Origin of the sequence: Streptomyces sp. GQFP, assembly GCF_021545335.1 — a bacterium.
In the GTDB taxonomy this organism is placed as follows: Bacteria; Actinomycetota; Actinomycetes; order Streptomycetales; family Streptomycetaceae; genus Streptomyces.
The window spans coordinates 7,674,743-7,690,004 of record NZ_CP089312.1 but is presented as its reverse complement, the minus strand read 5'-3'; the positions used below and the strand labels follow the sequence as shown (position 1 = coordinate 7,690,004).

9 protein-coding genes are annotated in these 15,262 nt (G+C 71.3%); 6 read left to right on the top strand and 3 right to left on the bottom strand.

The window, feature by feature from the left end; all coding sequences use genetic code 11:
• The first annotated feature begins 74 nt into the window (after positions 1-74).
• The 3 genes from LUX31_RS34755 (at position 75) to LUX31_RS34745 (ending at position 5,506) form a co-directional block, all read left to right on the top strand.
• On the top strand, positions 75-1,541 hold the full coding sequence (locus LUX31_RS34755; protein WP_235479268.1) for an MGH1-like glycoside hydrolase domain-containing protein: 1,467 nt from the start codon (positions 75-77) through the stop codon (positions 1,539-1,541).
• Entirely contained in the window at positions 1,538-3,475 is a 1,938-nt protein-coding gene (locus LUX31_RS34750; RefSeq protein ID WP_235479267.1) for an amylo-alpha-1,6-glucosidase, read from the top strand. The genes LUX31_RS34755 and LUX31_RS34750 overlap by 4 nt, the downstream gene beginning before the upstream one ends.
• 477 nt (positions 3,476-3,952) lie before the next feature.
• Positions 3,953-5,506 (top strand): CDP-alcohol phosphatidyltransferase, encoded by a 1,554-nt coding sequence (locus LUX31_RS34745; RefSeq protein ID WP_235479266.1) that lies wholly within the window; start codon positions 3,953-3,955, stop codon positions 5,504-5,506.
• A gap of 63 nt (positions 5,507-5,569) precedes the next feature.
• Here the strand turns inward: LUX31_RS34745 and dusB are convergent, their stop codons facing one another.
• Positions 5,570-6,736 (bottom strand): tRNA dihydrouridine synthase DusB, encoded by a 1,167-nt coding sequence (gene dusB / locus LUX31_RS34740; RefSeq protein WP_235479265.1) that lies wholly within the window; start codon positions 6,734-6,736, stop codon positions 5,570-5,572.
• 73 nt (positions 6,737-6,809) lie between these two features.
• Between dusB and LUX31_RS34735 the strand changes: the two genes are divergently transcribed.
• Both LUX31_RS34735 and LUX31_RS34730 read left to right on the top strand, forming a co-directional pair.
• The gene (locus LUX31_RS34735) at positions 6,810-8,324 is read left to right on the top strand and encodes an MFS transporter (RefSeq protein ID WP_235479264.1); all 1,515 of its coding nucleotides are present in this window, start codon (positions 6,810-6,812) and stop codon (positions 8,322-8,324) included.
• Positions 8,325-8,472: 148 nt separating this feature from the next.
• Positions 8,473-11,682 carry a LuxR C-terminal-related transcriptional regulator gene (locus LUX31_RS34730; RefSeq protein ID WP_235479263.1) on the top strand — a complete coding sequence of 1,070 codons (3,210 nt, stop codon included), beginning with the start codon at positions 8,473-8,475 and terminating at the stop codon, positions 11,680-11,682.
• On the opposite strand, the gene LUX31_RS34725 is transcribed toward LUX31_RS34730, so the two are convergent.
• Both LUX31_RS34725 and LUX31_RS34720 read right to left on the bottom strand, forming a co-directional pair.
• Complete coding sequence (locus LUX31_RS34725) at positions 11,660-12,604, bottom strand: MEDS domain-containing protein (protein WP_235479262.1); 945 nt, start codon at positions 12,602-12,604, stop codon at positions 11,660-11,662. The genes LUX31_RS34730 and LUX31_RS34725 overlap by 23 nt on opposite strands.
• 159 nt (positions 12,605-12,763) lie before the next feature.
• Entirely contained in the window at positions 12,764-13,693 is a 930-nt protein-coding gene (locus LUX31_RS34720) for a helix-turn-helix transcriptional regulator (RefSeq protein WP_443046025.1), read from the bottom strand.
• A gap of 101 nt (positions 13,694-13,794) precedes the next feature.
• Here LUX31_RS34720 and LUX31_RS34715 point away from each other — a divergent pair, with 101 nt between their 5' ends.
• The gene (locus LUX31_RS34715) at positions 13,795-15,228 is read left to right on the top strand and encodes an MFS transporter (protein WP_235479261.1); all 1,434 of its coding nucleotides are present in this window, start codon (positions 13,795-13,797) and stop codon (positions 15,226-15,228) included.
• The last annotated feature ends 34 nt before the right edge of the window (positions 15,229-15,262 follow it).

Below are 15,262 nucleotides of genomic sequence, written 5' to 3'. Positions count from 1 at the left end.
GCGTGTTAAATAGACGTAACTCTATGGTGGCCGCGACCGAACTGGTCAGGCCGAACGTCTTCGGGGAGCCCCGAGTGGATCGCACTGCCCAGTTGACCGCCCGCGCCGCGACGCACTCCGTCGTATACGAACCGGACGTTACGACACATTCGCTGCACAGCCTGCACGTCAGAGCGGCGGACGTGCTGGAGGCCAACTGGACCGGCAGCTCGACGGTCCCCTCGCGCGGCCTGTATCCGCACCAGTGGTCCTGGGACTCCGCGTTCATCGCGATCGGCCTGCGCCATCTCTCACCGCTGCGCGCGCAGACGGAGCTGGAGACGCTGCTGTCGGCCCAGTGGGACGACGGACGCATCCCGCACATCGTCTTCAACCCCTCCGTCCCGCTCGACGCGTACTTCCCGAGCCCCGACTTCTGGCGCTCCTCGACCGCGGGGCGTGCCGCGGGCGCCCCGCGCACCGTACAGACGTCCGGCATCGTGCAGCCACCGGTGCACGCGCTGGCCGTCTGGCTGGTGCACCAGGCCGACCCCGGGCTGTCCCGCTCACGCGGCTTCCTCGCCCGCGCCTATCCGCGGCTCGCCGCCTGGCACCGCTATCTGCTGCACCGCCGTGACCTGGGCGGGGGCGGCCTGGCGTCGGTCGTGCACCCCTGGGAACAGGGTATGGACAACAGCCCCTGCTGGGACGCCCCGCTGAGCCGCATCACGCCGGCCCCGGCCCGCTCCTTCCGCCGCGCCGACCTCGACCACGGCGCCGCCGAGGACCGTCCGACGGACCTGGACTACGGGCGGTACGTGCGGCTGGCGACGGACTACAGGGACGGCGGATACAGGGATGGGCTGGGCGGGGGCCATGGGGACGGCGCGAGCGAGTTCGCCGTCGAGGACCCCGCCTTCAACGCGCTGCTGATCGCCTCCGAGCACGCGCTGGCCCGGATCGCCCGCGAGCTGGGCGCGACGGGGACGGCCCGGCACGCGCGCGCGGAGCGGCTGACGGCGGCGCTGGTGGAGCGGCTGTGGGACCCGGCGGAGGGCATGTTCTTCTGCCGCGACGTACGGGACGGCTCGCTCATCCCCGAGCGCAGCGTCTCCGGCCTCATCCCGCTCCTCCTCCCCACGCTCCCCCGGGACATCGCCGACACCCTCGTCCGTACGGCGCGCGGCCCGCACTTCGAACTCGGCGGCGCCGCCCGCCTCGTACCGTCCTACGACCTGCTCGGCGAGGCCTTCGACCCGCACCGCTACTGGCGCGGCCCGGCCTGGTTCAACACCGGGTGGCTGGTGGAGCGCGGGCTGCGGCAGCACGGCGAGCGGGCGCACGCCGACAAGCTGCGCACGGCGCTGCTGGAGACCGCCGACGCCACCGACTTCGCGGAGTACGTGGATCCGTACACCGGAGAGGCCTGCGGGGCGCTCGGCTTCGGCTGGACGGCCGCGCTGACTCTCGATCTGCTCCACCAGCAGCCCATCGCCGACATAAGTGCCGTCGGCGCATTCGACATGAGCGAGATGAGTGACAAGGGAGGGGAACGGCGATGACGGACCGGCATCATCTGCTCGTGCACGGCGGGACGTTCGCGGCCGTCGGCGACGGCGGGGACATCAGCGGTGTACGCGGTGGCAGCCACCCCGACGGGTTATTCGTACGTGACGCACGGCACTTGAGCCGTTGGCAGCTCACCGTCGACGGCGCCGTGCCCGAGACGCTCAGCCCGGTCGCCGACGGGGACACCGCGCGCTGCATCCTCGTACCGCGCGGGGGCCGGCAGGAGCCGCCCGCGTACACGCTCTTCCGTGAACAGGCCGTAGGGGACGGGGGGTTCGTCGAGTCTCTGCGCGTGACCAGTAACCGTCCGACGCCGACGACGGTCCGGATCGCGGTCACCGCGGACGCCGACTTCACGGACCAGTTCGAGCTGCGCTCCGACCACCGTACGTACGTCAAGTCCGGCGCCGTCCGGGGGCGCGAAGTCCGGGACGACGGCGTCGAGTTCAGCTACCGGCGCGGTGAGTGGCTGTCTTGTACGACGGTCACCGCGGAGCCCGCCCCCAACGGCGTCGAGGAGACCGGCACGGGTGCCCGACGCCTGGTCTGGACACTGGAGTTGGAGCCGCACGGTTCGGCGGAGCTGGCGCTGCGCGTGGCGGCCCGTCCGCACGGCGCGACCCAGGAACCGCAGGTCCCCGTCTCCCCCGCCGCCGCGAACGACCAACTCCTCGCCCTCGAAGGGGAGTTCGTCGAGGGTATCGCCTTCCCCACCGGCTGGCCGGAGTTGGCGGCGGCCTGCGCACGAGGCCTCTCCGACCTGGCAGCACTCCAGGTCCCCGCAACCGGCCCCGACGGCGAGGAGTTGCGCGTACCGGCGGCAGGAGCCCCCTGGTTCCTGACCCTCCTCGGCCGGGACGCACTGCTCACCTCCCTCTTCGCGCTCCCGTACCGCCCCCAACTAGCCGCCGCCACACTGCCCGCGCTCGCCGCGACCCAGGCAACGGAGGTGGGCCCGGACTCCGTCGCCCAGCCGGGCAAGATCGTGCACGAGGTACGGCACGGCGAGCTGGCGCACTTCGGGCAGGTGCCGTACGGGCGTTACTACGGCTCGGTCGACGCGACACCGCTGTTCCTCATCCTCCTCGGGACGTACGTAGAACAGACCGGTGACACGACCCTGGCCCGCCGTCTGGAGGCCAACGCCCGCGCGGCGATCGGCTGGATGCTGGACCACGGCGGTCTGACGTCCCGTGGCTACCTGGTCTACCGGGCCGACCAGGGCGGCCTCGCCAACCAGAACTGGAAGGACTCCCCCGGCGCCATCTGCTCGGCCGACGGCACCCGCGCAAGCGGCCCGGTGATGGCGGCGGGGGCCCAGGGGTACGCGTACGACGCGCTGCGCCGCACGGCGTGGATCGCGCGCACGGTGTGGGAGGACGAGACGTACGCCGCCCTCCTGGAACAGGCGGCGGGCGACCTCCGGGACCGTTTCCAGCGGGACTTCTGGATGCCGGAGCACTCCTTCCCGGCGCTGGCGCTCGACGGCGAGGGCAACCAGGTGGACGCGCTGGCCTCGGACGCGGGCCACCTGCTCTGGTCGGGACTCCTCGACAAGGAGTACGGAGAGAAGGTCGGCCGCCGCTTGCTGGAACCGGACTTCTTCTCGGGCTGGGGCGTACGGACGCTGGCGTCGGGCCAGTCGGCCTACCACCCCCTCTCCTACCACCGGGGCTCGGTCTGGCCGCACGACAACGCCCTGATCACGCTGGGCCTTTCGCGGTACGGCCTGCACGACGAGGCCCGTACGGTCGCGCACGCCCTGGTCGACGCGGCGACCGCCACCGGTCACCGCCTCCCCGAGGTCCTCGCCGGCTACGGCCGCGACACCCACGGCGAACCGGTGCCGTACCCGCACGCGTGCGTACGCGAATCCCGCTCGGCGGCGGCCCCGTTGGCGCTGCTCACGGCGGTCGGGGGCGCCTGAGGGGTGCGGGAAGGAGACGTGTGGTCCGTCGCTTGGTGAGGCGTTTGCCCGGTGTTTGCCGGGTGCTTGGGCGCGGAGGCTGAACGGAGGCCGAGGGCCCGCCGTACGGGATGGTGGCGGACCCAGGCTCCCGCGCCAGGGTCCGCCGCTCCTGCACGGGCTCCACACGGAAGGACCTTCGGGGTGCCTCTGTTCACGCGCATCAACCCATCGACGGATACGGCGGCTGAGGCGACGCCTGCTGAGGAAACCCCGGTCACAGAGACGCGCCCCAAAGGGGCGCGGGGAACTGCGCGAGAAGCCCCCACGGCCGACAGCCAACCACTACCGGAAGACTCGGCCGCCTCTGTCGACTCAGCCGACAAGTCTGCCCAACCCCCCAAACCCGACTGGCGTACCCGTCGCCCAGTCGCCGCCCGGAATCTCCGCTGGGCGGCCACCGCCCTCTCCGTACTCCTCGTACTGTTCGCCCTCCAAATGCCGAACACCGTCGGCAACTTCCGGATCACGGAGTTCCTGCGACTCCCCGCGGAAGCGATCGTCGGGGCCGTCGTACTGCTCGCGATGCCACGCCGACCGCGGGTGATCACGGCGGCGAGTATCGGCGCGTTCCTCGGTGCGCTGACCGTGCTGAACCTGCTGGACATGGGGTTCGTCGAGTTCCTGGGCCGGCACTTCAACGTCGTGCTGGACTGGGTGCTGCTGGACGACGCCCAGTCGTACATCTCCGACGCCATCGGCACGACGGGCTCGATCGCCGTCACCCTCCTCGTGATCCTGCTGACGCTGCTCCTGCCCATCGGCACGGCCCTCGCATGCGTACGGCTCAGCAACCTGCTCGCCCGCAACAACACCGTCGCCACCAAGGCCACGCTGATCGCGGGCACCGTATGGATCACCTGCATGTCCCTCGGGCTCAGCATCGGCGGGGTGCCCATCGCCTCGGACCACACCGCCGGAGTCGTGAAGGTGCATCTGCGGCGGGCGAGTGACACCTTCCGCGACGAGGCGGCGTTCGAGAAGTTCGCCAAGAACGACCCCTTCGCCAAGACGCCCGGCGACCAGCTGGTGCCGGACCTGCGCGGCAAGGACGTCATCTTCACGTTCATCGAGAGCTACGGCCGCAGCGCGATCGAGGACCCGGACATCTCCCCCGGCGTGGACAAGACCCTCGCCGACAGCAACCAGGCCCTGACGGACGCCGGTTTCGCCGCGAAGAGCGGCTGGCTGACGTCGGCCACGTTCGGCGGCAACAGCTGGCTCGGCCACTCCACGTTCCTGTCGGGCCTGTGGATCAACAACCAGCAGCGCTACAACACCCTGGTGAACAGCGACCGTCTCACCCTCCCCGAGGTCTTCCGGCGCACCGGCGACTGGCGGACGGTCGGCGTGATGCCGGGCGTCCAGAAGGGCTGGCCGGAGTGGAAGTTCTACGGCCTGGAGAAGAATTACACGTCGAAGGATCTCGGCTACCAGGGACCGAAGTTCAGCTGGTCGACCATGCCGGACCAGTACACGCTGGAGGCCTTCCAGCGCATGGAGCACGGCAAGAAGAGCGCCAAGCCGCTGATGTCGGAGATCATCCTGACCTCAAGTCACCAGCCGTGGGCGCCTCTTCCTACGACCGTCCCGCAGGACCAGCTCGGCGACGGCTCGGTGTTCAACTCGATCCAGAAGGCGGGCAAGGACCCGAAGGACGTCCTGTACGACGGCACCGCGGCCAAGCAGGAGTACGGCAAGTCGATCCAGTACTCGATCACCAGCCTCATCGACTGGCTCACCCGCTACGGCACCGACGACACCGTCCTCGTCTTCCTCGGCGACCACCAGCCCATGTCCCGAGTCAGCGGCAGCAACGCCAGCCGCGACGTCCCGGTGTCGGTCGTGGCCAAGGACCCGAAGATCCTCGACAAGATCACCGACTGGAACTGGACAGACGGCATCCGCCCCGCCGACGACGCCCCCGTCTGGAAGATGAGCGCCTTCCGAGACAAGTTCCTCACGGCGTACGGCTCAACGCCTCACCCGTAAGCGCCCCGTAGGGGCGCGGGGAACTGCGCGACCAGCCACAACGAACCCGCAGACGAAAACCCTTCACCCCCCGGACGTATCCAACTCCGCATCCTCGCCAACACCCGCACAGTCATACGGATCCTTCAACCACCCGTCCGGCAACACCACCCGGTTGTTGCCGGACGTACGCCCCCGAGGGCCATCCGCACCGAGGGGCCAAGCCTGGTCGAGGTCCAACTCGTCCAGGCCAACCCGGAGTTCCTCCAACGACGACGTGATCGCAAGGCGCTTGCGCATCTCGCTGCCGACCGCGAACCCCTTCAGGTACCAGGCCACATGCTTGCGGAAGTCGATGACCCCGCGCGCCTCGTCCCCGATCCACTCACCGAGCAGCGTGGCGTGCCGCACCATGATGTCGGCGACCTCGCGGAGCGTCGGGCGGGCGATGGCCTCCGTACGGCCCTCGAAGGCGGCCACCAGGTCCGCGAACAGCCACGGGCGGCCGAGGCACCCGCGGCCGACCACGACCCCGTCGCAGCCCGTCTCCCGGACCATCCGCAGCGCGTCCTCCGCCGACCAGATGTCGCCGTTGCCGAGTACGGGGATCTCCGGCACGTGCTCCTTGAGGCGGGCGATCGCGTCCCAGTCCGCCGTGCCGCCGTAGTGCTGGGCGGCGGTGCGGCCGTGCAGGGCGATGGCCGTCACGCCCTCCTCGACCGCGATCCGGCCGGCGTCGAGGTAGGTGATGTGGTCGTCGTCGATGCCCTTGCGCATCTTCATCGTGACCGGGATGTCCCCGGCGCCGGACACCGCCTCGCGCAGGATCGCGCGGAGCAGGTTCCGCTTGTACGGGAGGGCGGAGCCGCCGCCCTTCCTCGTCACCTTCGGGACCGGGCAGCCGAAGTTGAGGTCGATGTGGTCGGCCAGGCCCTCCTCCGCGATCATGCGGACGGCCTTGCCGACGGTCGCCGGGTCGACGCCGTACAACTGGATCGAGCGCGGCTTCTCCGTCGCGTCGAAGTGGATCAGCTGCATGGTCTTCTCGTTGCGCTCGACCAGCGCCCGGGTCGTGATCATCTCGCTGACGAACAGCCCCTTGCCGCCGCTGAACTCCCGGCACAGGGTGCGGAAGGGCGCGTTCGTGATCCCCGCCATGGGAGCGAGGACGACGGGCGGCTGCACGGCGTGCGGACCGATCCGCAGCACGTTCACAAGCGAGGTCACGGACGAGATCACGGGCGTGGACATTGCGCCATTCTCTCGCACTCTCGCACCGAATGGAGTACAGCCAAAGTCGTTAGTTAGCCGTACTATGGTTCGCATGTCCGAGCTGAGTCCCCGCCGCCGCATGCTGGTGCTGGCGATCTGCTGTATGAGCCTGCTGATCGTCAGCCTCGACGTCACCGTGCTCAATGTCGCGCTGCCTTCCATGGAGAAGGACCTGGGCGCGAGCGTGGCCGGTATGCAGTGGGCGCTCGACGCGTACACGCTGGTGCTGGCCTCGCTGCTGATGCTGGCGGGCTCGACCGCCGACCGGATCGGCCGCCGCCGGGTCTTCAAGACCGGGCTGGTGCTGTTCACCCTCGGCTCGGTGCTCTGCTCGCTCGCCCCGAACCTCGACTCGCTCATCGTGTTCCGCATGATCCAGGCGATCGGCGGCTCGATGCTCAACCCGGTCGCCATGTCGATCATCACCAACACCTTCACCGACCCCCGCGAGCGGGCCCGGGCGATCGGGGTGTGGGGCGGGGTGGTCGGCATATCCATGGCCGCCGGCCCGATCGTCGGCGGCCTGCTCGTGGACTCCGTCGGCTGGCGTTCGATCTTCTGGCTCAACCTGCCGGTGGGCCTCGTCGCGTTCCTGCTGACCTGGCGGTACGTCCCCGAGTCCCGGGCGCCGAAGGCCCGCCGCCCTGACCCGGTCGGCCAGATCCTGGTCATCGCTCTGCTCGGCTCGCTGACGTACGCGATCATCGAGGCGCCCAGTTCGTCCGTCACGCACACGCTCGTCTTCGGGGCGGTCACCCTGGCCGCGCTGCTCGGGCTGCTGTACTACGAGCCCCGGCGCACCGAACCCCTCATCGACCTGCGGTTCTTCCGGTCGGTGCCGTTCAGTGGGGCGACCGTGGTCGCGGTGAGCGCGTTCGCCGCGCTGAGCGGGTTCCTGTTCCTGTCGACGCTGTATCTGCAGAACGTGCGGGGGCTGTCCGCGCTGCACGCCGGTCTGTGGATGCTGCCGATGGCGGTGATGTGCTTGGTGTGCGCGCCGATATCGGGGCGGCTGGTCGGCAGCCGGGGACCACGGTTCTCGCTGATCACGGCGGGGGTCACGATGACGGCGAGCGGGGTCCTGTTCGCGGCGTTCGACGGCGAGACGTCGAACGGGACGCTGGTGATCGGCTACTTCCTGTTCGGCCTCGGCTTCGGCTTCGTCAACGCGCCCATCACCAACACGGCCGTCTCGGGCATGCCCCGCGCCCAGGCCGGGGTGGCCGCCGCGATCGCCTCGACCAGCCGGCAGACCGGCGGCACGCTCGGGGTTGCGGTGATCGGCGCGGCACTGGCGTCGGGCATCGGATCGGGCCCGTACAAGGAGGTGTTCGCCGCTGCGGCGCGGCCCGGCTGGTGGATCATCGCGGGCTGCGGTCTGGCCGTACTGGTCCTGGGTGCCGTCACGACCGGCGGCTGGGCCCGGCGGACCGCCGAGCGGACGGCGGAGCGCCTGGAGATCGAGGACGGCGGCAGCGGGAGTGGGGCCGGGGAGGGTGGGGCCCGCGAGGGTGGGGGCGGGGAGAAGGGCGTGCGGGGCTCCGCGGGGGCGCGCACCTCGATGTGAGCCGTTGTTGTAACCCATTGCTGATGATCACCGTTGGGGAAGACGCAAGGGCACCATCAACTCGACGAACTCGAAGAGGGCGTGGCCGATCTTGGGGGCAGCCGGGTCGCGGCGGACGGTCGGATTTCCCGTCACAGGCACGAGTTTTGTGGGCCGGCGCCATGAACTGACGCAGGCCAGGCGGCTGTTGGCGGCCACCAGGCTGCTGACGCTCACCGGTCCTGGCGGGGTGGGCAAGACCCGGCTCGCGGGACGGGTGGCGGAGGGGGCGGTACGGGGTTTCCCGGACGGGGTGTGGCTGGTGCCGCTGGCCGCTGTACGGGACGGCACGCTGGTGCCGCACGCGGTGGCGGACGCGCTCGGCATCCGGGACGAGACGGGCCGGGCGCCGCTGGAGACGGTCGTCGAGCATCTGCGTACCCGGCGGCTGCTGCTGGTCCTGGACAACTGCGAGCACGTGGCGGAGGCGTGTGCCTCGGTGGTGGCCGCCGTGCTCGGGGCGACGGAGGGGGTCGGTGTCCTGGCCACCAGCCGTCACCGGCTCGGTCTCCCCGAGGAGCGGCTGCTCCCGGTGGCCCCGCTGGCCACCCCGGCGCCCGGGGACGACCTCCCCGGGACGGACTTCCCCGCACTGCGCCTGTTCGCCGACCGGGCGGCGGCGGTGGCACCCGGCTTCGAGATCACCGACCACAATCGGGCGGCGGTGGCCCGTCTCTGCCACCGCCTGGACGGCCTCCCGCTGGCGATCGAACTGGCGGCCGTACGGATGCACGCGCTGGGCGTGGAGCAACTGGACGAGCGTCTCGGCGAACGCCTGGGCGACCGCTACCGCCTCCTCACCTCCGGCAGCCCGACCGCACCGCCCCGCCACCAGACCCTCCGCTCGGCGGTGGACTGGAGCCACGACCTCTGTACGCCGGAGGAGCAACTCGCCTGGTCCCACCTGTCGGTGTTCACCGGCAGCTTCGACCTGGCGGGGGCGGAGGCGGTGTGCGAGTCTTTCGCGGGGCGGTCGGGCGGGAGGAAGGGGTGCCGTTCCGGGGCCGGAGCCGATCCGGCGGACACGGCCCACGCCGACGACACATCCGGCCCGGCGGACACGGCCCACGCCAGCGGCACATCCGGCCCGGCGGACACGGCCCACGCCAGCGGCACATCCGGCCCGGCGGGAGCGGCCCACGCCACAGGCCGGGCAGCCCGCCCGGACACGGTCGGCCCGCACGGCGGGCCGACCCAGGCGGGGACAGCCCGCACGGGCGGCAGGGCACCGGCCCGCGCCGGAGCCGGAGTGGGCGCTGCCGGAGCCGGAGTGGGCGCTGCCGGGGCGGGAGCAGGGGACGCCCGAGTCGCTGTGCTGGCCGCCGTGACCGGGCTGGTGGAGAAGTCCGTGCTGGTCAGGGAGGAGGGGGGAGACGGGAGCGGCAGCCGGTATCGGATGCTTGCCCTGCTTCGTGAGTACGGGCTGGAGCGGCTGGAGGCGCGCGGAGAGGCCGAGGACACGCGGCGGCGGTTGTGCGCGCACTTCGTGCGGGTCGCGGAGGAGCACGAGCGGCGTTGGTTCGGGCCGGACCAGCCGGGCACCCTGGCCGGGCTGCGTGCCGAGCACGACAATCTGCGGGCGGCGCTCGACTTCTGTCTCACCACCCCCGGCGAGGCCCCGCGCGGGCAGCGTCTGGTCGGCAGCCTGTGGTTCTACTGGATCGCGCGCGGCGCCTGGGCGGAGCTGCGGCACTGGTGGCAGCGGCTCGCCCTGCGCGAGGGCGGGCGCCCGTCGCCCGAGCTGACCCGGGCACACTGGGCCGCGGCCCTGATCCCGCTGGTCCGCAGCCGTACGAACGCCGTCCTCCTGACCGGCACCCCGCACACCCCGACCCTGGCCCCGCACGAGATACCGGACGTCCGCCCCCTCGCCGAAGTCCTCGGCGAACACACCGGGGACGACGCGGGACCACTCCTCGCCTTCCACGTCCTCAGCCGCGTCGAGATGGCGACGACGTTCAACTTCCACGGCCGACCCGAACTCGCCGTCCCGCTGTGCCTGGACGCCCTCGCCGTGTGCGAGGCGCACGGCGAGCAGTGGGTGCGCTCGTACGTCCTGGGCGCACTCGCCACCGCCCGCTGGGCCCTCGGCGAGCACGAGGCCGCCGCCGAGAGTGTCCGCCGCTGTCTGCGGCTGCCGTACGTCACCGGCGAGCCGCACGCCGTCGGCGGCGCCCTGGAGATACTGGCCGTCGCCACCGCCGCCCACGGCGACGCCGAACGGGCCGCCGTGCTGCGGGGCGCGGCACACCGCATCTGGTACGACCTCGGCCACGACCCACTGGCCGGCCAACGCCAGTCGGGCCACCTCCCGGCGACCGAACCCCAGGCCCGCGAGACGCCCGGCGACGACTGGTACGAGTACGGCGGCGATGCCCACCGGCGGGGCTACGAGCTGTCGGCCGGGGAGGCTCTTGCGTACGCGCTGGGCGAGGCGGACACCGCCGCGGAAACCGAGCCCACCGCAGCGGAGAACGAGCGCGCCTCGGCGGCAACCGGGCGCACCTCGGCGAAGAACAGGCGCACCGCAGCGGAACCCGGGCGCGCTTCGGCGGGAAGCAGACGCGCCTCGGCGGGGAACGAGCGCACCTCAGCAGGGGCCGGACGCGGCGCATCGGGAGCCGGGGGCGAAACGCCAGGAACCGGACGCACCGCAGCGGGACCCAGACGCGCCTCGGCGGGGAATGAGCGCACCTCAGCAGGGACCGGACGCGGCACATCGGGAGCCGGGGGCGAAACGCCAGGAACCGGACGCACCGCAGCGGAATCCAGGCGCACCTCAGCAGCGAACGAGCGCAGCGCATCGGGAGCCGGACGCACCTCTGTGGGAGACAGACGCACCACAGCGGGACCCGGGCGCGCCTCGGCAGGGAACGAGCGCACCTCGGCAGGGAACGAGCGCACCTCGGCAGGGAACGAGCGCACCTCGGCGGGGAACGAGCGCGGCACACCAGGAGCCGGACGCACCGCAGCCGAACCCGGGCGCACCGCACCAGGAGCCGGGGCCGGGGCCGCCGCAGCAGGCCCCGGACTCACCCCAGCGGGAAATGGGCGCCCCGCGCCGGGAGCCCGGCGCGCCGTGCGGGCCGCTCCCCCGGCGCGCACCGCACCCCCCGCACCCCCCGACACCGGCCTCACCCGTCGTGAGTGGGAAGTCGCCGCGCTGATCGCCTTGGGTATGACGAACCGGCAGATTGCCGAGCGGCTGGTGATCTCCCGGCGTACGGCTGAGGGGCATGTCGGGCGTGTCCTCGCCAAGTTGGGGTTCGCGGCACGGAGTCAGGTGGCGGCCTGGTTCAGTGGGCCGCCCGCCCGGTGACCGTTCCCGTCTCTCTTCCCGTCTCCGTACGGAGTCTCAGTTGTCGTACGTCGTCGGAGCCCAGGCCCCGCAGGACCGCTTCGAGGATCGGGCCGCAGCGGACGTCGAGGGTGTCGCCGTCGGGCAGGCCGCGGGCGAAGCCGATGAGTTGCCAGGCGGCGTGGGCCTCCATGTAGAAGAGGTCGGTCAGGTCGAGTTCGTACCGGAGGGGGGTTGAGGCGATGGCGGAGCGGCGGGTCAGCAGTGCGCGCAGGGTCGCCGTGAACTCCTCGCGGGTGCCGGGCTCGGCGGAGCCGGCGATCCGGGCGCCGCCGTCGGTTCGGGTCACTTCGAGCGCGTCGAGGTGGGTCATCACCTGGAGTGGGTGGACCGTCCGCATCGCGGCCACCAAGTGGTCGGTGTACTGGTGGCGGCTGTACCAGCACATCGCGGTGAGCCGGGGATCCACGAACAGCGGTTCCATGAATACCTCGTAGTCGAGGAGTTGGTCGTCGCTGACGCCGGTCCGCTGTCCCCAGGCCATGTCTGCCCCGACCCGCAGCCCGGTCAGCCCCTCGGTCCGCGCCCGCTCCAACTCGGCGGAGTAGAGCCGGAATTGGCGCTCCTTGGAGAAGCTGCCGTCGGGGACGTACACGGCGGTGTTGCGTACGATCTCCAACTGGCCGCTCTGCCAGGCGTCTTCGGCCTGGCCGGTGCCGCCGTCGAGCCGGGCGAGGGCGTCGTCGTCGCTCACGTCGGCCGGGTCGAGGACGACCATCACCCGCTCGCCCCGGGTCAGTCCGGTGCGGGTGTAGGCGGTCAGGACCTGCCAGTGGGCCTGCGCGTCGGGCACGTCCAGGCAGGCGTGGTCGCCCGGTCGCAACGCCTCCACGGGGACGCTTCGGGCAGTCGCGTGTGCGTGCTCAGGTCCGTGTTCCGTCATCGAGGGCCTCCCCAGGTGCTGATGATCCACTCAGCACGACGGTAGGGAAGCGCCTGCGCGCACCACTGCCGCCACCACCAACACCCCTCATTGCGAGCGGAATTGACCAATCACGATCGGATGTCCAACCTGGATGGATCACCTTCCACCCCTTCGCGACTACTCCCCGTCCGCGAACATCTCGTACAGCTTCTCCATGCGCTCGCGCGTCTCCTCGTCCGACGGGACCATCGTCACCAGGCGGGTGCCCAGCTCCGGGGCGAGCCACAGGTCCGTGTGGTCGACGGTGAGCAGGCCGACGTACGGATTGCGGAACTGCTTGGTCTTGCCGCGGACGTTGATCACCTCGTACCGCTCCCAGATCTCGCAGAACTCCGGGGACTCCGCACGCAGCCGCCTCAGCATCAACTTCCAGGCAGGGTCGCCGAGATGGGCCGCCTGCTGGACCCGGAGCTTGGCCGCCATCACGCGAAGGGTCTCTTCGAGCAGGACGACCGACTTCCGCCACTCCTCGTTCGTGCAGACGAGCAGCAACAGGTTGCGGTCCTCGGGCGGTACGGCGTCCAGGTCGCCCATGAGACGGCTGTACGTGCGGTTGTACGCCTGGATGTCGTACCGGCTGTTCTGGATGCAGGCCGGGATGGGGTCGAGGGCGCGCAGGAGTTCACGGAGGGCGGGGGTGATCGTCGGGCAGCTCGCGGCGGGCGTGGGGTCGACGGCTCCGGCCAGTTGGAAGAGGTGGGCGCGTTCGCTCGGGTCGAGGAGGAGGGTGCGGGCCAGGGCGTCGAGCACCTGTTCGGAGACCTGGATGGCGCGGGCCTGTTCGAGCCAGGTGTACCAGGTCACGCCCACGGCGGAGAGCTGGGCGACCTCCTCGCGGCGCAGACCCGGCGTACGGCGGCGCCTGCCGCGCGGCAGCCCGACCTGCTCGGGGGTGATGCGCTCGCGGCGGCTGCGCAGGAAGACGGCGAGTTCGTGGCGCCGGATCTCCGAACCGCGCCCGCCCGGCCGCTGCGCCTCCCGGCTCTGTTCCTGCTGTTGCTGAGCGATGGTTTCCTGGGCGATGGTTTCCTGGGCGATGGTGGTCACCTTCCCACTTTCTCTCCGCGCGGACCCTGTTTCCAGGTACTCCTACTACCAGGATAAAGACACTCTGGTACCCCTCTCAGGAGAGGCGGACGCTGGTCGACGTGACCGAAACAAGCACCTCACCCACCGTCTCCGTCCGCTCCCCCGCCGGGTCACCCGTACTCGGCGGGCTCGGCCTGTTCACCGTGCTGCTCGGTGCGGCACTCCCTCTGATCGACTTCTTCATCGTCAACGTCGCCCTGCCCACCATCGGCCGGGACCTCGCGGCGAGCGAGTCCGTCCTCGAACTGGTGGTCGCCGGGTACGGGGTCGCGTACGCCGTCCTGCTCGTCCTCGGCGGGCGGCTCGGCGACCTCTTCGGCCGACGCCGGCTCTTCATCGGCGGCATGGTGGCCTTCGGCATCACCTCGCTGGCCTGCGGGCTCGCGCCGACCGCCTGGACCCTGGTGGCGGCCCGGATCGCGCAGGGCGCGGCGTCGGCGGCGATGCTGCCGCAGGTGCTCGCGACGATCCAGTCGGCGACGGCGGGCCCGCGTCGGGCCAGGGCCATGGGTCTGTACGGCGCCACAGCCGGGCTCTCGATGGTGGCGGGCCAGATCCTGGGCGGCGTACTCGTCGCCGCCGACATCGCCGGTACCGGCTGGCGCGCGGTGTTCCTGGTGAACGTACCCGTGGTGCTGCTCGGCCTGGTCCTGGCCGCCCGGGCCGTCCCGGAGACCCGCTCGCAGCACCCCGAGCCGGTGGACGTGCCCGGCACGTTCCTCCTCGCGGTGTCCCTGATCACGCTGCTCGCACCGCTCACCGAGGGCCGGGCGGCGGGGTGGCCGCTGTGGACGTGGCTGTCGCTGGCCGCGTTCCCGTTCGCGGCGGCGGCGTTCTACGCGGTCGAGCGCGGCGCGGACCGCAAGGGGCGTACGCCGCTCGTGCCGCCGACCCTCTTCGCGCTGACCTCGTTGCGGCGGGGTCTGGTGATGATCGTGCCGTTCTCGATCGGCTTCAGCGGGTTCATGTTCGTGATCGCGGTGGCTCTGCAGCGGGGTGCGGAGCTGGGGCCTGTGCAGGCGGGGTTGGCGCTGGCGCCGATGGCGGTGACGTTCTTCTGCGTGGCCCTCGCGGGGCCGCGGCTGGTCAGCCGGTACGGCACGCGGGTCGTGACGGCCGGTGGGCTGATCCAGGGGGTGGGGGTGGGTCTCATCGCCGTCGCGGTGTGGCGGTCCTGGCCGGATCTGGGGCTGGTGGAGTTGTTGCCGGGCGCGGCGGTTGCGGGGGCTGGGCAGGCGCTGCAGTTGCCTGTGCTGTTCCGGATCATCCTGTCGGAGATCGAGCCTGCGCGGGCCGGGGTGGGGAGCGGGGTCATGATCACGACTCAGCAGTCGGCTCTGGCGTTGGGGGTGGCGACGTTGGGGACGTTGTTTCTCTCGCTGTCTCCGGGGATGGGGATGGGGGATGCGTTGGTGACGACGCTGGTGGTGCAGTTGGGGGGCATTGTGTTGACGACTCTGCTCAGCCTGCGGCTGCCTCGGGTGATTGGCTGAGCGGTCAGTACTCAGAGCTCGGGTCAGGCGGTTG